The sequence below is a fragment of the Mesorhizobium sp. INR15 genome, assembly GCF_015500075.1.
GTDB lineage: Bacteria > Pseudomonadota > Alphaproteobacteria > Rhizobiales > Rhizobiaceae > Mesorhizobium.
This window is the reverse complement of sequence record NZ_CP045496.1, coordinates 2,103,020-2,121,900: the sequence shown is the minus strand read 5'-3', so window position 1 is coordinate 2,121,900 and position 18,881 is coordinate 2,103,020. Positions and strand designations below refer to the sequence as shown.

At 63.0% G+C, this 18,881-nt stretch carries 20 protein-coding genes; 9 read left to right on the top strand and 11 right to left on the bottom strand.

The features are described 5' to 3' along the window. Positions 1-89 precede the first annotated feature (89 nt). Positions 90-1,247: an efflux RND transporter periplasmic adaptor subunit gene (locus GA829_RS10340; RefSeq protein WP_195178397.1), complete on the top strand. Its 1,158-nt coding sequence runs from the start codon at positions 90-92 to the stop codon at positions 1,245-1,247. Further along, positions 1,244-4,375, top strand: coding sequence for an efflux RND transporter permease subunit (locus GA829_RS10335; protein ID WP_195178396.1), 3,132 nt, complete (start codon positions 1,244-1,246; stop codon positions 4,373-4,375). The genes GA829_RS10340 and GA829_RS10335 overlap by 4 nt, the downstream gene beginning before the upstream one ends. A 39-nt stretch (positions 4,376-4,414) precedes the next feature. Here the strand turns inward: GA829_RS10335 and GA829_RS10330 are convergent, their stop codons facing one another. The 7 genes from GA829_RS10330 to GA829_RS10300 form a co-directional block, all read right to left on the bottom strand. Further along, complete coding sequence (locus GA829_RS10330; RefSeq protein WP_195178395.1) at positions 4,415-4,825, bottom strand: GtrA family protein; 411 nt, start codon at positions 4,823-4,825, stop codon at positions 4,415-4,417. Next, positions 4,822-5,643, bottom strand: coding sequence for a ChbG/HpnK family deacetylase (locus GA829_RS10325; RefSeq protein ID WP_195178394.1), 822 nt, complete (start codon positions 5,641-5,643; stop codon positions 4,822-4,824). Before GA829_RS10325 ends, GA829_RS10330 begins: the two co-directional genes overlap by 4 nt. Beyond that, positions 5,640-6,617 (bottom strand): glycosyltransferase family 2 protein, encoded by a 978-nt coding sequence (locus tag GA829_RS10320; protein ID WP_195178393.1) that lies wholly within the window; start codon positions 6,615-6,617, stop codon positions 5,640-5,642. The genes GA829_RS10325 and GA829_RS10320 overlap by 4 nt, the downstream gene beginning before the upstream one ends. Next, positions 6,610-7,776, bottom strand: a complete 1,167-nt coding sequence (locus GA829_RS10315) for a glycosyltransferase family 87 protein (RefSeq protein ID WP_195178392.1) — start codon at positions 7,774-7,776, stop codon at positions 6,610-6,612. Before GA829_RS10315 ends, GA829_RS10320 begins: the two co-directional genes overlap by 8 nt. A gap of 168 nt (positions 7,777-7,944) precedes the next feature. Then, the gene (locus GA829_RS10310; protein WP_195178391.1) at positions 7,945-8,496 is read right to left on the bottom strand and encodes a hypothetical protein; all 552 of its coding nucleotides are present in this window, start codon (positions 8,494-8,496) and stop codon (positions 7,945-7,947) included. Further along, the gene (locus GA829_RS10305) at positions 8,497-9,534 is read right to left on the bottom strand and encodes a zinc-binding dehydrogenase (RefSeq protein WP_195178390.1); all 1,038 of its coding nucleotides are present in this window, start codon (positions 9,532-9,534) and stop codon (positions 8,497-8,499) included. A 40-nt stretch (positions 9,535-9,574) separates the two neighbouring features. Beyond that, positions 9,575-10,813: an acyl-CoA dehydrogenase family protein gene (locus GA829_RS10300; RefSeq protein WP_195178389.1), complete on the bottom strand. Its 1,239-nt coding sequence runs from the start codon at positions 10,811-10,813 to the stop codon at positions 9,575-9,577. A gap of 123 nt (positions 10,814-10,936) precedes the next feature. Between GA829_RS10300 and GA829_RS10295 the strand changes: the two genes are divergently transcribed. The 5 genes from GA829_RS10295 to GA829_RS10275 all read left to right on the top strand — a co-directional run bounded on the left by GA829_RS10295 (position 10,937) and on the right by GA829_RS10275 (position 14,943). After that, positions 10,937-11,752, top strand: a complete 816-nt coding sequence (locus tag GA829_RS10295; RefSeq protein WP_195178388.1) for an SDR family oxidoreductase — start codon at positions 10,937-10,939, stop codon at positions 11,750-11,752. Position 11,753: 1 nt separating this feature from the next. Further along, the gene (locus GA829_RS10290; protein WP_308462331.1) at positions 11,754-12,275 is read left to right on the top strand and encodes a MaoC family dehydratase; all 522 of its coding nucleotides are present in this window, start codon (positions 11,754-11,756) and stop codon (positions 12,273-12,275) included. Then, on the top strand, positions 12,272-13,306 hold the full coding sequence (locus tag GA829_RS10285; RefSeq protein WP_195178386.1) for a phosphotransferase family protein: 1,035 nt from the start codon (positions 12,272-12,274) through the stop codon (positions 13,304-13,306). Before GA829_RS10290 ends, GA829_RS10285 begins: the two co-directional genes overlap by 4 nt. Beyond that, entirely contained in the window at positions 13,306-14,082 is a 777-nt protein-coding gene (locus tag GA829_RS10280) for an SDR family NAD(P)-dependent oxidoreductase (protein ID WP_195178385.1), read from the top strand. Before GA829_RS10285 ends, GA829_RS10280 begins: the two co-directional genes overlap by 1 nt. A 216-nt stretch (positions 14,083-14,298) precedes the next feature. Next, on the top strand, positions 14,299-14,943 hold the full coding sequence (locus tag GA829_RS10275; protein ID WP_195178384.1) for a TetR/AcrR family transcriptional regulator: 645 nt from the start codon (positions 14,299-14,301) through the stop codon (positions 14,941-14,943). Positions 14,944-14,953: 10 nt separating this feature from the next. Here the strand turns inward: GA829_RS10275 and GA829_RS10270 are convergent, their stop codons facing one another. Further along, the gene (locus GA829_RS10270; RefSeq protein ID WP_195178383.1) at positions 14,954-15,568 is read right to left on the bottom strand and encodes a TetR/AcrR family transcriptional regulator; all 615 of its coding nucleotides are present in this window, start codon (positions 15,566-15,568) and stop codon (positions 14,954-14,956) included. Between the two features lie 116 nt (positions 15,569-15,684). Between GA829_RS10270 and GA829_RS10265 the strand changes: the two genes are divergently transcribed. Together GA829_RS10265 and GA829_RS10260 are read left to right on the top strand one after the other, a co-directional pair. Further along, positions 15,685-16,161 carry a peroxiredoxin family protein gene (locus tag GA829_RS10265; protein WP_195178382.1) on the top strand — a complete coding sequence of 159 codons (477 nt, stop codon included), beginning with the start codon at positions 15,685-15,687 and terminating at the stop codon, positions 16,159-16,161. Between the two features lie 202 nt (positions 16,162-16,363). Further along, positions 16,364-16,612 (top strand): DUF680 domain-containing protein, encoded by a 249-nt coding sequence (locus tag GA829_RS10260; RefSeq protein WP_195178381.1) that lies wholly within the window; start codon positions 16,364-16,366, stop codon positions 16,610-16,612. A 92-nt stretch (positions 16,613-16,704) separates the two neighbouring features. On the opposite strand, the gene GA829_RS10255 is transcribed toward GA829_RS10260, so the two are convergent. The 3 genes from GA829_RS10255 to GA829_RS10245 all read right to left on the bottom strand — a co-directional run bounded on the left by GA829_RS10255 (position 16,705) and on the right by GA829_RS10245 (position 18,859). Next, on the bottom strand, positions 16,705-17,754 hold the full coding sequence (locus GA829_RS10255; protein ID WP_195178380.1) for a Gfo/Idh/MocA family protein: 1,050 nt from the start codon (positions 17,752-17,754) through the stop codon (positions 16,705-16,707). Between the two features lie 16 nt (positions 17,755-17,770). Then, a complete protein-coding gene (locus tag GA829_RS10250) occupies positions 17,771-18,556 on the bottom strand; it encodes a ThuA domain-containing protein (RefSeq protein ID WP_195178379.1) in 786 nt (261 codons plus the stop codon). 78 nt (positions 18,557-18,634) lie between these two features. Then, a complete protein-coding gene (locus tag GA829_RS10245) occupies positions 18,635-18,859 on the bottom strand; it encodes a hypothetical protein (RefSeq protein WP_195178378.1) in 225 nt (74 codons plus the stop codon). Positions 18,860-18,881 lie beyond the last annotated feature (22 nt).

The window sequence follows — 18,881 nt, the reverse complement described above, 5'->3', positions numbered from 1 at the left end:
TGGCTTCTTGCCCTATAATAAACTCGCCGCGTCTGCTTCTTCTCGGGAAACCGGTAGACGAAAGGATTGTTTTGCCAACCGGAGTGCCGATGGCCGCCTGGAAACAGATCGTTTTTGCGCTTGTGGTGCTGTTGGTGGCGTCAGCCGCCTGGTTGCGCTTTTATCCCGGTGCGCCGGATGTTCTGGCGCGTCTCGGGATCGACTGGGCCCATGCGGCAACGCCCCCGGCTGAAACCGCTGCCGGCAACGCGAAACAAGGCGGCAACCGCAACAGTGGCCAGCAGGTCAATGTGGTCGCGTTGCCAGCCATTTCGGCAACCATCAATGACCGTTTGCAGGCGATCGGCACTGGCCGCGCCAATGCCTCGGTGACGGTCAATCCCTACAGCACCGGCCGCCTCGCGGAATTGCTCGTTCAATCCGGCGCCCATGTCGACAAGGGCCAGCTGATCGCCACGCTTGATTCCGACACGGAAGTGATCGCGCAGGACCGCGCCAAGCTCGCCTTGCAGGATGCGCAGGCCAAGCTCGACCGGGTCAAGTCGCTTCAAGCTTCCAATGCCGCGACAGCCGTCGCGGTCGCCGACGCGCAGGTGATACTGGCCAACGCGAAGCTGGCGCTGCGCGATGCCGAGCTGGCGCTGCAGCGCCGTTCGATCCCGGCCCCGATCGCAGGCACCGTCGGCATCCTGCCAATCTCGGCCGGCAACTATGTCACCAGCCAGTCGGCCATCGCCACGCTTGACGACCGGTCCAGCATCCTGGTCGACTTCTCGGTACCGGAGCGCTTCGCCGCCGCCGTGAAGGTTGGCGCCCAACTGTCGGCAACGCCGATCGCCAATCCCAACAAGGCCTATACCGGCACGGTCTCCGCCATCGACAACCATATCGATGAGAAAAGCCGCACTCTCCTGGTCAAGGCGACGATCGCCAATCCGGCGGACTCGCTGCGCGCCGGCATGTCGTTCGGCATCACCATGAAATTTCCGGGCGACAGCTATCCGGCGGTCAGCCCGCTGGCGATCCTCTGGGGCTCGGACGGCGCCTATGTCTGGGCCGTCGAGGACGGCAAGGCAAAGCGTGTTCCCGTGCGCATCATCCAGCGCAACACCGAGACCGTGCTGATCGACGCGGAGATCGACAGCGGCGATATGGTGGTGACCGAAGGCACCCAGAATGTCAGCGAAGGCGGCGCGGTCCGCATCGCCGATGAGGAACAGCGCGCCGTCGACGCCGAAGGCTCATGAGCGGAACCGTGAACGCCGCCATCGACACAGGCTTCACCGCGCTCTTCATCCGCAGGCCGGTGATGGCCTTCGTGCTGAATGTGCTGATCGCGGTCGCCGGCCTTGCCGCCTTCTATGGCGTCGAGATCCGTGAACTGCCCGATGTCGACCGCGCCGTCGTCACCATTTCCACCACCTTCGCGGGGGCGGCGGCCGAAACCGTCGACCGTGAATTGACCGACACGATCGAAGGCGCGGTGGCCCGCGTCTCCGGCGTCAAGTCGATCTCGTCGACCTCCTCATTCGGCTCGAGCCGGGTGACCATCGAGTTCAACGACGGCGTTGACCTCAACGTCGCGGCGTCGGACGTGCGCGATGCCGTCGGCCGTGTCGCCAACCAGATACCCGATACCGCCGACCCGCCGCGCATCGTCAAGGCCGATGCCAATTCCGACGCCGTAATGCGGCTGGCGGTGACCTCCGACACGATGTCCGTGCAGGATATGACCGTCGTCGTCCAGGACCAGATCGAGGATGAACTGGCCGCGGTGCCGGGCGTTGCCGACGTCCAGGTCTATGGCGACCGTGACAAGATCTTCCGCATCGACGTCGACCAGAACAAGCTGGCCAGCCAGGGCTTCACGGTCGCGGATCTGCGCGCGGCGCTTGCCTCGGTGGCCTTCGATTCCCCGGCCGGCTCTATCACCACCACCAACCAGGACCTGATCGTGCGCACGACGGCGGACGTGACGACGCCTGAGGAATTCGGCAACATCATCATCGGCGGCACGACACGCATCCGCGATGTCGCAACCGTGACGCTCGGCCCCGACATCGGCCAGACCACGCTGCGTTCCGATGGCAAGACCGGCATTGGCATCGGCATCATCCGGCAGGCGGAATCGAACACACTCGACATCTCGACCGGCGTGAAGGCGGCTGTCGCCAAGCTGCAGGCAAACCTGCCGCAAGGCATGTCGATCAAGGTCACCAGCGATGACGCGGTGTTCGTCAACGGCGCCGTGCATGAGGTCGAGATCGCGCTGGCGCTTTCCGTCTCCATCGTGCTGATAGTCATCTATCTCTTTCTGCTCGACTGGCGCGCCACGCTTATTCCGGCGCTGTCGATGCCGGTGGCCATGATCGGCACCATCGCCGCGATCTATCTCGCCGGCTTCTCGATCAACATCCTCACGCTTCTGGCCCTGGTGCTCGCCACTGGCCTTGTTGTCGACGATGCCATCGTCGTGCTGGAAAACATCGTTCGCAGGCGCAACGAAGGCATGGGGCCTCGCGCCGCCGCCGTGCTTGGCGCGCAGGAAGTGTTCTTCGCCGTCATCGCCACGACGTTGACCCTGGTCGCCGTCTTCGTGCCGATCTCCTTCCTGCCCGGCCAGACCGGCGGCCTGTTCCGCGAATTCGGCTTCGTGCTCGCCATGTCGGTGCTCTTGTCCTGCGTCGTTGCGCTCACCCTTTGCCCGATGCTCGCCTCGCGCATGCTGTCCACCGCATCGCTTCACCACGAAGGCGGCACCGGCATCGGTTCGCGCATCGGCGGGGCGCTCAACGCAGCCTACCGCCGTTGCCTGCATGCCTGTCTCGGCGCGCCCTGGATCGTGGTCCTGGTCGCGGTGCTGTTTGCCGGCACGGCGTTCACGCTGTTCGGCACCATCCGCCAGGAGCTGACGCCGACCGAGGACCGTGCCGTCGTGCTTCTGCGCATCAACGCGCCACAGGGCGTCAGCCTCGACTACACAACGCTGCAGATGCAGAAGATCGAGAAGCTGATCCAGCCGCTGCGCGATTCCGGCGAGATCGTCAGCACCTTCGAGAACGCCGGCCAGAACGGCGCTTACAACAATGGTTTCATGGTGATGACGCTGGCGCCCTGGGATGAGCGCGGCCGAAGCCAGCAGCAGATCATGGCCGAGATCAGCCAGCTGACCAAGCAGGTGCCGAGCGTGCGCATCTTCCCGGTGCAGCCCAACAGCCTCGGCATCCGAGGCGCCGGCAACGGCCTGCAGTTCGCGCTGGTCGGCAACAACCGCAAGGCGCTTGGCGACGCAGCGGTGAAAATCATCGCCGAAATGCAGAAGGATCCGCGCTTCCAGTCGCCTCGGCTGAGCATCGACCCAACGCAGCCGCAGCTTGCCGTGGCTATCGACCGCGAGCGTGCCTCCGACCTCGGCATCGACATATCAGGGCTCGCCAACACCTTGCAGGCCATGCTCGACGGCAACGACGTGGTCGATGTCTATATCGCCGACCGCAGCTACGGCGTGAAGCTGGTTTCGACCACCAACCCGATCAACGATCCGACCGATCTGGAAAACATCTTCCTGAAGACGGGCGACGGCCGCTTCGTGCCGATGTCGACCATCGCAACGCTGACCGAACGCGCCGTGCCGCCGTCGCTGACGCGTGAACAGCAGCAGCCGTCAGTGGCCATCACATCCAATCTCAGCGGCGATTTCGCGCTGGGCGAGGCACTGACCCGCGCCGAGGAAATCGCGGCACCGCTCCTGCCGGCGGGCAGCCGCATCCTGCCATTGGCCGAGGCAGCGACACTGGGCGAAACCAACAGCGCCATGGTGACCATTTTCGGCTTTGCCCTGGTCATCATCCTGCTGGTGCTTGCCGCTCAGTTCGAGAGTTTCGTCAGCGCCGTCATCATCATGGCCACGGTGCCGCTCGGCCTTGCCTGCGCCATCTTCGCCTTGCTGCTCTCAGGCACCAGCCTCAACGCCTACAGCCAGATCGGCCTTGTGCTCCTGGTCGGCGTCATGGCCAAGAACGGCATCCTGATCGTCGAGTTCGCCAACCAGTTGCGCGATCGCGGGCTTGGCGTGCGCGAGGCGATAGAACAGGCTTCGATCATCCGCTTGCGTCCTGTGATGATGACGATGATCTGCACCGTGCTCGGCGGCGTGCCCCTGGTCCTGGCCGCGGGTGCCGGCGCCGAGGCACGCGTCGCGCTCGGCTGGGTGATCGTCGGCGGGCTTGGACTGGCCACCGTCTCGACGCTGTTCCTGACCCCGGTCGCTTACCTGCTGCTTGGCCGCTTCGTCACGCCAAAAGCGCATGAAGAAGCCCGCCTGAAGCGCGAGCTCGAGGAAGCCGCTTATACGAACGTGGAACCGGCGGAGTAGAGAAATTCCGTCTGGAATTTCGTCAAGACAGACAGGGCGCTACTTTACAAGGCGTCCTTCGATCGACCAGCGCGCTGCCAGGAAATTCAGGACGGCGGCAACGACAACGCCGCCGATCTTTGCCGGCCAGACGCCGATGACGCCGGCAAGCAGCGCCAGCGACAGGCTGGAAACGCCAAGCGATATCAGCGCGCCCAGCGAGATGAACCGAAAGAACGCGTTGTGCAGCGGGATCGCCCGGTCGCGCTCGAACGACCAAAAGCTATTCGCCGCGAACGAAAAGGCGACGGCCACCACCCAGGCGCCAAGATTGGCGGCGAGCGGCAGCGCATGCAGGCTGACCAGCAAGGTGAAAACGGCCAGATCGATAGCGGTGTTGGCGAGCCCGACGACGGCAAAACGGATGATCTTGTCACCCGTCGAGCGGCGAGGCTGCTCCGCGTCGCTCATCCCTCGCCACCGATGATGCCGACGCCGGCGCGGGCTAGGCTTGCACCGAACTCGTCCGATGCCAGGAATGCGAACTCGACCTCGCGCACGTTCCGCATCGGGTCACGCGCACGCAGCGTTTCGTCGACATGGCCGGGATGGCACATGAACAGGCCTTGCTCAGGCAAAGTCTCGATGGCGGCCAGAAGCACCGGGACGAAGCTGTCGGGTTGCCGCCAATCATAGATGCCGGTGAGCGGCCGCATGACATCGAAGCCGGCGCCTTCCATCGTCCGGTTGAACCCCGCGGCCAAGGCAGCGATCGCGGCGACCTTGACCGCGACAGCGATCTTGCCGGGCCGGGCCGGCGCGCCGCGCAAAGCCGGCATCGCGGCGCTTCCGGGAAAGCGGGCCAGCAGCCATTTGCGCACGACGGGCAGGAAATGCACGTGCTGATGGCCATCGATGAAATCAGGCTGGCGTCCAAGTGCTTCAACGAAACGGCCATATTGAGCGTCGAGCTCGGCATGAACGTCGCGGTCTTCGAAGCGGCCACGCAAGACCGGCAGTGCCAGCGAGCGATGCGGCGGCAGCCGGCCTTCCGGTGCTAGACTCGACCGCCCGGTCACGGCAGGCTGGTCGGTCAGGGTCAGATGAAGTCCGATCGCCACTTGGCCGCTCAACGGCCTGATCCGCGCCGCCTCACTTTCCCATTCCGGAAAGCCGGTCATGCAGCTGGTGCCGCTGAGACGCCCGCGCTTGAGCAGGTCGAGAATCGCGGCTGAAACGCCGGGCGCCAGGCCGTAGTCGTCGGCAATCAGGCGGATACGCCGCGTCATGGATCGGGAGCGCTCAGCATGCCTGTGCCACTGCGCATGACATCGCGCACGATATAGACCGGCCGGTCCTTGCTTTCGCTCAAAGTCACCCAGACATATTCGCCGATCAGGCCAAGCAGTGTCAGGTTGAGACCGCCGAGCAGAACCACGGCAACCAGCAGGCTCGGATAGCCTGGCACGGCAATGCCGTAGAAGATCACTTCGAAGAACACCTTGGCGCCGTAGACCACACCCGCCAGCGCAGCGAGCAGCCCGCAAAGGCTGATCAGGCGCAACGGGATGACCGAGAAGGAGGTGAACCCCTCCAACGAGAAGGCAATCAGGTTAAGCCGACTCCATTTCGACGTGCCGCTGGCCCGATTTTCCGGCGAGTAGGACACCGCTTTCTGGCGAAAGCCGGCCCAGGCAAACAGACCCTTGTTGAAGCGCCGCTTGTCACGCAGGCTGGTCAATGCGCGCGCCACGGTGCCGCGCATGACGCGAAAGTCGCCGGCGTTTTCCGGTATGTCGAAACGCTGGCTGCTGTTGATCAGACTGTAGAAAAGCTTCGCCATCTGGCTGCGCCGCCAGCTGGCCTCACGCCGGTCGTTCTGCGCGTAGACGACATCGATTTCCGGATCCGCCATCAGTTCGGCGATCAGCTTCAGGCTGATATCCATCGAATGCTGAAGATCGGAATCCATGATCAGCACCATGTCGCCGCGCGACTGGTCGAGGCCGGCGAGCACAGCCACTTCCTTGCCGAAATTGCGGCTGAGACGGACAATCTCCCACGACCCCGACAGCGCCTGCGAGAACCGCGCGACGCCGTCGTCGCGGCTGCCGTCGTCGACCAGGATCTTGTGAACCTTCATCCCGAAACGCTGCGCCACCGCTGCCTCAAGCTGGACAAGCAGCCCGGCAAAGGCTGACGCCGACTGCGCCTCGTTGAAAAATGGGGCGACGATATCGAGTGTGGATTGCTGCTCAGCCATGTGTGACGGGCCCGGCACTGACGACCTTTTCCCGGGCTTTTGCCCAAAACCACCAAATCAACGCGCAAGCAATGACAGTCACCGCGATCGGCCGGAACCATGGATAGAAGAAGTCATTCAGCTGGCGGTCGATGCCAGTCAACCCGGCCAGGAATTGCACCGTGGCCAAAACCATCGCCAACGCGCCGCCCCGCTCTTGCCGCCACAACAAGGCGATAGCAAGACCAGCAGGCACGGCGATCATGGCATAGGTGTTGGGCTCGACGCGCGGATTGAAGACGCACATGTAGAAGGCCGCCGTCACGAAGATCGCCAGGCCGGCAACCCCACGCTCGAGTTTGCGATCGAACCAGAGAACCGCCGAGAGTGTGAGCAGTGCCGCCACCACGCGCACCACCGTGGCATCGATGGCCGGGATGAGCAGCCCGATCTTGGTGAAAGGCGCGGTGAAATCGGTCGGTACGAAATGCCCCCCGCCGTCGGCGGCCATCGAGGTCAGCATCTGGAAGAAATCGCGATACAGGGCGTTGATGTAATCCGCCGGGGCGAAGAGGTACGGTATGGCGAGCACGGCCAGCACCGCGAGCACCAGCACCGGTATCAGCCGGGGGCGCAATGCGCCCGCCAGCAGCAGCATGACGATCGCCGTCGGCTTGGCGATGATCGCCACCGAGGCCCAGAAAAAGGTTTCGGCGCGCCGCCCTTCAAGCGCCGAAAACGTGAGAAACCAGCAGGCGGCGGCCAGCAGGATCGTGGCCTGACCGTTGCGGATCGCACCCGCCGCCATCGGCAACGCGAGGCAAAGGCCGAACGAAAGCAGCCACATCAGGTCCTGGCCGCCGACCTTGCGCACCTGCCGGATCGCGGCAAGGGTCAGCACGGTAAAGCCGAGCACCCGCCACAGCTGGTCGCCGAGATATGGCCCAAGCTTGGCGAACGGAATGTAGAGCGCGGCAAAGGCTGGCGTGTAGAGATAGCCCATCGCCAGCTCGACATTATAGAGCGGGCGGCCCTCCAGGAACGCCTCGCTGCCATGCCGGTAGACGAACACCACCGAACGCGAGTCGGGCGACAGAACGGCCAGGGCAAGCACGACCAGCAACAGCAGGATCCACAGGCCAAACCCCAGACGGTCGAAAGTCTGCTTGGATATTATCATCAAATACTCACACACCCGCCCAGGACAATTTCCCATCACTGTCCCGGCACTCGATGGCGGCGACATATCACGGACAAAGCCAACCGGCATAGAGGGTTCGATGGCCGCGAAGCTCGTCGAACCGACATTATGTCGCGGGGCCGATGTCCGGCTCAGAGCTCCATCTGGCTAATTGCCCGTGAATTCGGGCAAGTGGATGTATGGGTTACGCTGATCATAGGGGTAGTTCGGCTCACCCTTTCCGGCCGAAACGGCGCCTGGGATCAGGACGCCATTCGGCCCGAACTGATAGTCGACCCCAGCGCAAAGGTAGGCGAGGTCCTGGTAGTTGAAACTCCGCAGCGCGCTGCCACCCTGGAATGCCGCCGCCTTGAGCTGCTCGGGCGAGAGACCGCCGATCGTTCTTTCGCGATAGGCCTTGACCTTGGCCTTGTTGAGCTTTGACGACTGACACAGGGCACCAATCACCCGGGCCAACATGATGTTTCTGACGGCGGTTCCGGCAGGATCATCCAGAGGAACAGAATATTTCTTGAGAAAGTAGTTTGTATTCGGATCGTTCGTCATCGCCTTGCGCCAGAATGGCGGGAACTTGTCTTCCGCTTTTGCTTCAAGGGCGAAGGCCATCGACATCAAGAAAATCGGAACACACCACCATTTTCTCATAGGCTTCCTGCTTTCGGCAATTCTACCGGAGTTGATATCCTGGCCCACGCTCATTCACGGCTTGATGAAAACCTTGCCATTGGGCATGGCGAGTGCCGCTGGCACCCGCGCCATCGCTTCGGTCAGTGGCACCACGGCCGTCACGTCGGTCGACCAGCGCCCGTCGGAAAAGCGCTTCTGCGCTTCCAGGATCGCCGGGCCACGGCGGTCACGAAACTGGCGCATCCATTCGCTGAGCCAGAAGCCTTCGATATGCTTGTGCTGGAAGATCATCTGGCCAGGTTCCCGGATGACAGTGGTGTCCGGATCGAGCCGTCCATAGATGATCCAGCGGGAGCGCTTCGGCATGGCGTCGAAAATGACTGACGCCAGCGGCCCGGTCACCGCGTCGAGGAAGATGCGCGGCTGCTCGGCCTTCATCACCTCGCGCAGTGTGGCCTTGAAGTCCGCCGCCTTCTCGTTGAGCACATGGGCAGCACCCATCTCCTTGAGCAGCGCGATCTGGTCGTCGCGGCGCACGGTCACGATCGGCCGGAACCCCTCTTCCTTGGCCAAACCAATGATCAGCTTGCAAAGCTGGCTGGCGCCTGCGGTCATGACGAAGGCCTTCTCCCCCGCCTCTTTGACGATTTCGAACATGGCGATCGCGGTGAGCGGATTGACGATCATCGCCGCGCCATCCTCGTCGCGCACCGTGTCGAGAAGCGGAATGCAGGCGGCGGCTTCGGCGACGGCATAGTCCGCCCACGAGCCCCAGTTTGAGACGCCGGTGGCGAAGGCGATGCGCTTGCCGGCGAGGCTTGTGGCGTATGGCTCTCCGCCAGTGGCTACGACCGAACCGACACCCTCGAAGCCAGCCGGTTGGCCCTTCGCGCGCGGCTGGCCATATTGGCCCTTGATGAAGGCGACATCGGACGGATTGATAGAGGCGAGACTGACCTTGATCAGCACCTGGCTCGGCCCCGGCACCGGAACGGTGATAGTGCCCGGCTCAAGATAGGGCTCCATCGCCTCCAGCACGCTGCCGCTCGGCGTCTTGGTGTAGCCGTCACCGGTCAGCAGCAGCGCCTTCATTTCGGACGGAATGGTCATCGGCGAACTCCTTGGTCGGGATGAGTGCGAGCGATGGCGCTCAGACCTTCTCCTGCGTGTATTTCTTCAGCTCCGTACGCGCCACCTGGCGGCGATGGACGGCATCCGGCCCATCGGCGAGGCGCAGGGTTCTCAGATGCGTCCAGGAGCGCGCCAGCGGCGTGTCCTGGCTGATGCCTTGCGCACCGAACATCTGCACCGCCTCGTCGGTGACCTTCAGCGCCACGCGCGGTGCCACCACCTTGATCTGGCTGATCCAGGGCGCCGCGGCGCGCGCATCGCCTTGGTCGATCATCCACGCCGCCTTGAGACAGAGCAGCCGCGCCATCTCTATCTCCATGCGGCATTCGGCGATGATGTCGAAATTGGCGCCGAGCCTGGCCAGCGGCTGGCCAAAGGCCTCGCGCCGCACCGAGCGCTTGCACAGCATCTCCAGCGCCATCTCGGCGTGGCCGATGGCGCGCATGCAATGATGGATGCGGCCAGGCCCAAGCCGCCCTTGCGCGATCTCGAACCCCCTGCCCTCGCCAAGGATCAGGTTCGACGCCGGTACCCGCACACTGTCAAAGCGAAGGTGCATGTGGCCATGCGGCGCGTCATCCTCGCCATAGACCTGCATGGCGCGCAGCTTGGTTACCCCCCTGGCATCCGACGGCACCAGGATCATCGAGTGCTGGCGGTGCTTTGGCTCAGCGTCGGAGGTTTTCACCATGACGATATAGATGGCGCAGCGCGGGTCGCCGGCGCCCGACGCCCACCACTTCTCGCCATTCAGCACATAGTCGTCGCCTTGCCGTTCGCAGCGCAACGAAATGTTGGTGGCGTCGGATGAAGCGACATCCGGCTCGGTCATCAGGTAGGCGGAGCGGATCTTGCCTTCGAGCAACGGCTCAAGCCACTCTTTCTTGTGCTCCGCCGAGCCGTAGCGCTCCAGCACCTCCATATTGCCGGTGTCGGGCGCCGAACAGTTGAATGTCTCGGCGCCAAGATGCGCCTTGCCCATTTCCTCCGCCAGATAGGCGTATTCGACCGTCGACAGGCCATAGCCGCGCTCGGACCCGGTCAGCCAGAAATTCCACAGGCCGCGTCCCTTGGCGGTGGTCTTCAGACCCTCGAGGATCTCGGTCTGGCGCGCGCTGTAGACCCAGCGGTCGCCGCCCTTGCCGACTTCGGCCAGGAATTCCTCGCCAAGCGGCATGATCTCGTCGCGCACCATGGCCGTGACACGCTCATGGATCGGCTTCAGCCGCTCGGTCATGCCGAGATTCATCTCAGTCATCGGTCGCTAGCCCTTCATGCGCGCCAGGCATTTTGTCGGTGGCAAGGATGACCGTACTTCGGATAGCCTTGTCAACGCGAACTCTTTTGCCCGCATGCCAAGGCAGAGCGCTGGGGAATTGCGATGAGCTATCTGGACGAACTGTTTTCCGTGGCCGGCAAGACCGCGCTGGTGACCGGCGCGGCAACCGGCATCGGCCGCATGGCGGCGACCGCCCTGGTGAAGGCTGGCGCCAAGGCGATGATCGCTTCGCGCAAGGGCGAGGACTGCGTCAAGGTCGCCGGCGAGTTGAACGGGCTTGGCGCCTCCGGCAGCGCCGAGGGCTTTGCTGGCGATGTCTCCAGCGAGGCTGGCATCGCGGCATTGGTGGCAGAGGTCAAGGCCCGGACCGCGAAACTGGACATTCTCATCAACAACGCCGGCGTCTCCTGGGGCGCGCCTCTGGAGAGTTTTCCCTATTCCGCCTGGGCCAAGGTGCTGGGCGTCAATGTCACGGCGGTCTTCCATCTCACCCGCGAACTGCTGCCGCTGCTCGACGCCGCCGCCAGCGACAGCGATCCGGCGCGGGTTATCAATCTCGGTTCAGTGATGGGCACGCAGCCGCTGGCCGACGACGCCTATTCCTACACCGCTTCGAAAGCCGCCGTTCACCACCTGACGCGGACCCTGGCGCTCGAGTTCGCCGGCCGCCGCATCACCGTCAACGCTTTCGCTCCCGGGCCCTTTCAAAGCCGGATGACGGCATTCGCCACCGGTACCGACGAGCAGGCAAAGCATATCGGCGGCCATGTTCCGATCGGCCGCATCGGCACGCCAGATGACATTGCCGGCGCAACGCTCTATTTGTGCAGCCGTGCAGGCAGCTATGTCACCGGCGCCATCCTGCCGATTGACGGCGGACAGTCGGTGCAGCATGGGCTGACGCTGTTCAAGGAATGACATGCCCGGCCGCAGAGCCGGCGTGTGGAGTGGAGGACAGAGCGTGGAACCGATCAGTCTCGATGTGCTTCTGGCCAATGTCGGCAAGGAAGTCGGTGTATCGCCATGGCGCGTGGTCACGCAGCGCATGATCGACCAGTTCGCCGACGCCACGGACGATCACCAGTTCATCCATTGTGACCCAGAGCGCGCCACGCGCGAAACGCCGTTCGGCGGCACCATCGCGCACGGCTTCCTGTCGCTGTCGCTGCTGTCGGCGATGACCTTCGAGACCATGCCGCCGCTGGAAAACAGCAAGATGGGCGTCAACCATGGCTTCGATTCCCTGCGTTTCCTGGCGCCGGTGAAGACCGGCGCGCGCATCCGCACCCGGTTCGTGCTGGCCGACGTCAAGGTCAGGCCGTCGGGCTGGGTGCAGACGGCGCATGACGTGACGATCGAGATCGAAGGCTCGAAGAAGCCGGCCCTGACCGCACGCTGGCTGACCCTGACCCTGATCGAGCGGCAGCCCGAAACCGCATGAGCGATCCGAACGCGCTCGATCAGGCAGCACTTGCGCCTTATCTCGACGCGGAAGTCCCCGGGTTTTCCGGGCTTCATTCGATCGAAAAATTCAAGTCCGGGCAGTCGAACCCGACCTACCTTTTGACCGCTCAAAGCGGCCGCTACGTGCTGCGCGCCAAGCCGCCGGGGCAGTTGCTGAAATCCGCGCATCAGGTCGACCGCGAATTCAGGGCCATGAAGGCGCTGTCCGGCACCGCCGTGCCGGTGCCCGAGATGCTGCATCTCTCGGACGAGGCCTCGCCTATCGGCCGGATGTTCTATGTCATGGGCTTCATCGACGGCCGAATCTTCTGGGACCCGGCCTTGCCCGAAGCCTCCGGCAACGATGAGCGGGCCGCGATCTACGATGCGATGAACGCCACGCTGGCGGCCTTGCACGATGTCGATGTCGAGGCTGCAGGACTTGGCGATTTCGGACGGCCAGGCAGCTATTTCGAGCGGCAACTGGCGCGCTGGACCAGCCAGTACCGCGCCTCGGAGACCGAACCTGTCGCCGACATGGATCGGCTGATCGCCTGGCTGGAAGCTCACATGCCCCCTGACGACGGCTGCGTCTCCCTGGTGCATGGCGACTACCGGCTGGACAATCTGATCTTCGCGCCGGACCAGCCAAAGGTGCTGGCGGTGCTCGACTGGGAACTGTCGACGCTTGGCCACCCCTTCGCCGACATCGCCTATCAATGCATGCAATGGCGCCTGCCGCACGCCTCCGGCTTTCGCGGCCTTGGTGGCGTCGACCGTTTCGCGCTCGGCCTGCAGTCCGAAGCGGATTATGTCGCCGCCTATTGCCGGCGGCGCGGACTGGACGGCATCGGCAACTGGAACTTCTTCCTGGCCTTTTCCTTCTTTCGGCTGGCCGCGATCTGCCAGGGCGTCTTCAAGCGCGCATTGGACGGCAACGCTTCCAACCCGGAGAAGGCCAGGACCTATGGCGAGGCGGTGAAGCTGCTTTCACACCTGGCCGTGAAACTGATCGACAAGGAGGCATGATGCGTCGCTTTGACGGAGCCACGGTGCTGATATCGGGCGCTGCAGGCGGCCTCGGCCGAGGTGCCGCCAGGGGCTTCGCCGCCGAAGGAGCGCGGCTGATCCTTTCGGATTTGGACGAGACGACGCTGGCCAAGCTTGCTGAAACCCTCGACACCGAGACCGCGATCCTGGCCGGCAACATCGCTGACGAGGCCCTGTCCGAAGCCCTGGTGGCGCTGGCTGTCGAAAGGTTCGGCCGGCTGGATGTCGCGATCAACAATGCCGGCATTGTCCACGGCTTCGCCCGTTTGCCGCAAGTCTCTTCGGACGAGGCACGCCGTGTCCTCGAGGTCGATCTGCTTGGCGTCTTCTACGCCATGAAGCATCAGATCCCCCAGATGGAGCGGCAGTTCAAGGCAAATGGCAAAGGCGGCGCCATCGTCAACATCGCCTCGGTTGCCGGGCTGGTCGGCGCGCCAAAACTGTCGGTCTATGCCGCCGCCAAGCATGGCGTTGTCGGCTTGACCAAATCGGCGGCGGCGGAATACGCCACCAAGGGCGTGCGCATCAATGCCATCTGTCCGGCCCATACGCGAACGGCGATGGTGGATGGGTTCGTTCGCGTCTCCGGCGCTCCGGAGGCCGACGCGCTGGCCGAGCTGACGCGCGGCGTGCCGATGAAGCGGGTGGCGGAAGTCGACGAGATCACCACCGCCATCCTGTTTGCCGCCGACCCGGCCAACTCGTTCATGACCGGCCATACGCTGGCCATCGACGGCGGCATCGGCGCCATCTAGGGCATGATCCCGAAAAGTGGGTACCGGTTTTCGGAGAGATCATGCTCAGACAAATAGCTAGAGCCCCATCCCGATTCTGTCGGGATGGAACAGGCTCTAGGCAAATTGGCGAAAAGATCGTGGTCAAACAACAGGATGCAACCAACCGCGCTCTTGTTCGTTTTCGTACAGCGTATATAATTTAGCCAGCCCATCACCAGACAAAGGCAAGCGACATTGCCATTGAGCGTCCAGAAGCGCCGTGAAAAACAGAAAGCCGAACTGCGCTCGGAACTCGTCGATGCGGCGCACAAGCTTGTGCAGGAAGAGGGCTATGAGGGCCTGACCATCCGCAAGCTGGCCAAGCGCGTCGGCTATGCGCCGATGTCGGTCTATTCCTATTTCGCCGACAAGCAGGACATCCTCTTCGCGCTGGCTGAAGACGCTTTCGAGACACTCGCCCGCCGTATCGAGGAGCACCCCTCTGACGATCCTATCGAGGCACTGCAAGCCGTGATGACGGAATATGCTGCCTTCGGTCTTGGCAATCCCAACGAATACCGCACCGTCTTCATGACCGAAAAGTCCAAACTGCCGGAAGGCAGAAGCTACGAGGACATGGAAGAAGGCAATCCGGCGATGAAAGTGCTGATCAGCAGGGTCGAGGCCTGTGTCGCGGCCGGCAAGCTCAAGGGCGATCCGCGTGCCATCGCCACCATGCTGTGGGCGGTCGGGCACGGCACGATCTCACTTCTGATCACATTTCCATTCTACCCGTTCGGCGACCCACAGGCATTCGTCAAACGCATGTGCGATTTCACGCTGGCCAGCCTGATGACGCAGGATGTGCCGCCCCTGACCGCCGAGCCGATCAACTGCTGAACGGCTTCATCTAAAGCAGATGACGGGCGATATGCGCCACAGCCATGTCTAGCGCGATTTCCAGGGGACGCATGGAGCGGCTGGTCTTGGCCAGCAGAAGCCCCCCCTGGACGGCGCACAAGGCTGCTGTGGCAAGATCATGCGTGTTCACCAACGCATCGATTTTGCCTTGCTCCCGCATTCTTTCGAGGCTGCGCTGGATCTCGATGCTCCAAGCCTCGAAGCTGCCAAGAAGCAGGCTCCGGCTGTTTTCTGATCGATCCGCCAGTTCATTCGCCAGCGACCCGAGCGGACAGCCGCCGAGCCCTCCGCCAGCCTTGTTCATTTCGACGATCGCATCCCGCCAGCGCCGCAGCGCTGGCAAGGAGTCCAAACTTTCCAGGTAGTAACGTTGACCGGCAAGGACCCGGCTTGTCTGCAGCTTTATCACTTCGCCGATGAGACCCTCCCTGTCCGCGAAGTAATGATACATTTGCGACTTGCTGGCTCCGCACGCAGCCATGACGTCGTCGAGGCTCGTGGCGCCGGCGCCGCCGAAAAAGACGAGATTGGCGGCAGTTTCCACGATGCGTGCCCGCGTGGCGGCGCCCTTGGCGGTCAATGGCCGCGTCGCGGTCCGGTCCATCGCAATCATCTTTCCTCAGCCGCCGTCATTGGGCTCCCGATAACACAAGATGGACTTGACAGTCCATTATTTCCAGTCAATTTTGGACCAGTCGGTCCACGAAAAGGAATTCCCGCATGACGCGACTGCACAACGGCCAGATGTTCCCTCAGCTCGAAATTCCGCTCACCGGCGGGGGTACCATCAAGCTGCCCGAGGCGCTCGCGGGACAATTCGGCGTGGTGCTGATCTATCGCGGAGCCTGGTGCCCGTTCTGCAACACGCAGTTGGCCGCGTTTGAAAGAGCGTCGGAAAAATTCGCAGATATTGGCATCAAGGTCGTTGCGTTCTCGGTAGACGACGAGGCAACGACAACGGCGTTGGTAGCTAAGCATCATCTGCGTTTTCCCGTCGGATATGGCGTCGACGCTGGGCAGATTGCGGCTGCCACCGGCGCCTACACCAACGACACGCCGAGTTTTCTCCAGACCACCGGCTTCGTTCTGACGCCAAACGGTTCGGTGATCAACGCCGTGTATTCCAGCGGGCCGATAGGCCGGCTGGTTCCTGACGATGTCGCCGGTTTGGTGAGCTACATCAAGTCAAAGGCGTAATTCAAAACTGGCTAGCCACACGACAACCGCGTTCGCCGCTTTGCGGCGAATCGTCTGTTCAAATTAATTTGTCGTACATGTACATTTTCTGACTTGAACCTCTCCGTCTTCGCTCGTATATGTACATCGCACCGTACATGTACGGAAAAAGATTCAACCGCGAGTTCGAATTGAATTCGACCTTGAAGAACGGAGACTGACGATGAAAAAGACAATCCTTACGCTTGCCGCCGTGCTGGCTCTTTCGGGCTCGGCATTTGCCGCCAACACCAACCAGCAGATCAAGCAGGCTCCGGCCGCGACCTGCGTCGACAGCCGTACTCATGTGAAGCTTGATTGTGCTTCGACCGGTTCGCTCGAGAAGCAGGGCACCACGGAAAACACCGCTGCCGGCAAAGGCCCGCGCCTTGGCATCAGCATCAATCCATGGATCGTGCCGAGCGCATTCTAAGCCGACGAGCTGAAAAACACCCCCCTTGGCCGGCACACGTGGAGCCGGCCTGGTGGGCGCCATCCTTTGAATCCGACGCTGTTGACCAGATGTCAGGCTATCGAGACCGGCAGTTTGACCGCTGAGCTCTCGAAGGCGGCATCGATCAGCTTCTGAATGTCAGCGGCGCGCCGGAAGGAAGGATCACCGTTCTGGCCGGTATCCAACGCATCGGCGAAACGCCGGGCATTGCGCTTGACCTCCGGCGTTACCAGCGTGCGCCAGCGCTGCAGGTCGACATCCTTGCCCAGGCAAGCCGACAGGTGCGATGTTCCCCCATCGGTCTCGACCTTGATCGCGCCCTTGGTGCCGTGCATGGCCAGCGACAGGTCATTGGTGTGACCGGTCGTGTAGCGGCTTGCCACGATCGTCGCCAGCGAGCCGGACTTCAGCCGCGCCGTAATGGCCACGCTGTCATTGGCGTCCAGGACATAGTCACCGATCCGATCGCCCGCCGCCTTCGGAAAGGTCACCAGGTCGGCATGCAGGCTGACGATATCCTGGGCCGCGCCATAGGTGGCGAAGTCCAGGATGTGAATGCCGACATCGCCCAGCACGCCGGTCGAGCCATGCTTGCTCGACAGACGCCACAGCCATTTGTCCTCGACGCGCCAGTCGCCCCACGACTTGCTGACCAGCCAGCTTTGCTTGTAGCTCGCCTCGACATGGCGCAATTCGCCGATCTCGCCGGCCTGCACTAGGCGCCGTGCCTCCTGGATGGCCGGCGAATTGCGATAGGTGAGATTGACCATGTTGACGACGCCCGCCGCTTCGGCGGCTTCGGTCATGGCCAAGGCATCGGCGTGGTTCGGCGCCAGCGGCTTCTCACAGAAGACATGTTTGCCGGCGGCAAGCAGCGCCAGCGTCGTCGCCTTATGCGCGCCATCCGGGGTCGCGTTGATGGCTGCGTCGAACTGGCCCCAGGCGATCGCCGCTTCCAGGCTCTCGAAAGACTGGCCAATCTTGTTGGCGGCGGCAAACGCCGCCGCGCGGCCGGGCACCTGATCGACACAGGCGACAATGTCGCAGCCCGGTATCTTGGCGAACTCTTCGATATGATGGCCGGCGATGCCGCCGGTACCAAGCAAAAGCAGACGGTGCATCAACCCCAACCCCTGATCAGCTAAGACCCTTGTCGCCATCGGCATGCAGGCGCAGGCCCTTCTGGACGATCTTTTCCTTGGCCGTGTCGGTCGGCACGTTCGGCGCATTGGTGATGCCGGACCAGGCCGGCGCCGGGTTGTGCGCCCAGCGCACTGCGTTGCGCAGCACCTGCTGCACGCCTTCATTGTGGTAGATCGGATAGGTCTCGTGGCCCGGCGAGAAATAGAAGATCCGTCCGGCGCCGCGCTGATAGGTCAGGCCAGAGCGGAAAACCTCGCCGCCCTCGTACCAGGACACGAACACCGTCTCCAGCGGCTCCGGCACGGCAAAGGGCTCGCCGTACATTTCCGTCTCGCCGATCTCCAGGCACTCACCGATGCCTTGCGCGATCGGGTGGCTGCGGTTGATCGCCCAGACACGCTCGCGCTCGCCGGCCTCGCGCCATTTCAGCGAGCAGGGCGTGCCCATCAGCCGCTTGAAAATCTTCGAATAGTGGCCGGAGTGGAGCACGATCAGCCCCATGCCTTCCCAGACCCGTTTCTGGACGCGCTCGACGACCTCGTCCTTGACCTCGCCGTGGGCGGCATGGCCCCACCACAGCAACACGTCGGTCGCGGCAAGGCGCTTTTCGCTCAGACCATGTTCGGGTTCCTGCAAGGTGGCGGTGGTAGCCTCGATGCTCTTGTCCTGGTTGAGTGCAGCCGCGATGGTGCCATGCATGCCCAGGGGATAGAGATCGCGCACGGCGGCATTGGTCTGCTCATGGACGTTTTCGCCCCAGACAACCGCTTTTGTCGTCATTTCCATCTCCCAAAGCGCTTTAAATAGCGCATACAAGATGGGTTTGAGAAGACCAGATTTGACTGGACCACCGGAAAATCAGGGTTTGCGCTTGCGTCCGGGCACGGCCTTGGCTTTTCCGGGTTTTGCCGGAGCGCCGGGAATGGCGGTTCCGGTGATCGACACCGGATCGCTGGCGGGGAACGTATCCTCGAGGCCTTCCTCGAGTTCCTCTTCCGCGCTTACCTCGTGACGGCGCTCGTGCTCAAGCGAGCGCACAGCCGCGCTCTTCTTGGGCGACTTGGGCGCGGATTTCGACGGCATCGGCATTCTCCCTCGGCGTGCG

What these genes read in the sequence shown, in the direction of transcription:
- GA829_RS10340 (WP_195178397.1), top strand. Translation starts at nt 90, where the DNA reads ATGGCCGCCTGGAAACAGATCGTTTTTGCGCTTGTGGTGCTGTTGGTG.
- GA829_RS10335 (WP_195178396.1), top strand. Translation starts at nt 1,244, where the DNA reads ATGAGCGGAACCGTGAACGCCGCCATCGACACAGGCTTCACCGCGCTC.
- GA829_RS10330 (WP_195178395.1), bottom strand. Translation starts at nt 4,825, where the DNA reads ATGAGCGACGCGGAGCAGCCTCGCCGCTCGACGGGTGACAAGATCATC.
- GA829_RS10325 (WP_195178394.1), bottom strand. Translation starts at nt 5,643, where the DNA reads ATGACGCGGCGTATCCGCCTGATTGCCGACGACTACGGCCTGGCGCCC.
- GA829_RS10320 (WP_195178393.1), bottom strand. Translation starts at nt 6,617, where the DNA reads ATGGCTGAGCAGCAATCCACACTCGATATCGTCGCCCCATTTTTCAAC.
- GA829_RS10315 (WP_195178392.1), bottom strand. Translation starts at nt 7,776, where the DNA reads ATGATAATATCCAAGCAGACTTTCGACCGTCTGGGGTTTGGCCTGTGG.
- GA829_RS10310 (WP_195178391.1), bottom strand. Translation starts at nt 8,496, where the DNA reads ATGAGCGTGGGCCAGGATATCAACTCCGGTAGAATTGCCGAAAGCAGG.
- GA829_RS10305 (WP_195178390.1), bottom strand. Translation starts at nt 9,534, where the DNA reads ATGACCATTCCGTCCGAAATGAAGGCGCTGCTGCTGACCGGTGACGGC.
- GA829_RS10300 (WP_195178389.1), bottom strand. Translation starts at nt 10,813, where the DNA reads ATGACTGAGATGAATCTCGGCATGACCGAGCGGCTGAAGCCGATCCAT.
- GA829_RS10295 (WP_195178388.1), top strand. Translation starts at nt 10,937, where the DNA reads ATGAGCTATCTGGACGAACTGTTTTCCGTGGCCGGCAAGACCGCGCTG.
- GA829_RS10290 (WP_308462331.1), top strand. Translation starts at nt 11,754, where the DNA reads ATGCCCGGCCGCAGAGCCGGCGTGTGGAGTGGAGGACAGAGCGTGGAA.
- GA829_RS10285 (WP_195178386.1), top strand. Translation starts at nt 12,272, where the DNA reads ATGAGCGATCCGAACGCGCTCGATCAGGCAGCACTTGCGCCTTATCTC.
- GA829_RS10280 (WP_195178385.1), top strand. Translation starts at nt 13,306, where the DNA reads ATGCGTCGCTTTGACGGAGCCACGGTGCTGATATCGGGCGCTGCAGGC.
- GA829_RS10270 (WP_195178383.1), bottom strand. Translation starts at nt 15,568, where the DNA reads ATGGACCGGACCGCGACGCGGCCATTGACCGCCAAGGGCGCCGCCACG.
- GA829_RS10265 (WP_195178382.1), top strand. Translation starts at nt 15,685, where the DNA reads ATGACGCGACTGCACAACGGCCAGATGTTCCCTCAGCTCGAAATTCCG.
- GA829_RS10260 (WP_195178381.1), top strand. Translation starts at nt 16,364, where the DNA reads ATGAAAAAGACAATCCTTACGCTTGCCGCCGTGCTGGCTCTTTCGGGC.
- GA829_RS10255 (WP_195178380.1), bottom strand. Translation starts at nt 17,754, where the DNA reads ATGCACCGTCTGCTTTTGCTTGGTACCGGCGGCATCGCCGGCCATCAT.
- GA829_RS10250 (WP_195178379.1), bottom strand. Translation starts at nt 18,556, where the DNA reads ATGACGACAAAAGCGGTTGTCTGGGGCGAAAACGTCCATGAGCAGACC.
- GA829_RS10245 (WP_195178378.1), bottom strand. Translation starts at nt 18,859, where the DNA reads ATGCCGTCGAAATCCGCGCCCAAGTCGCCCAAGAAGAGCGCGGCTGTG.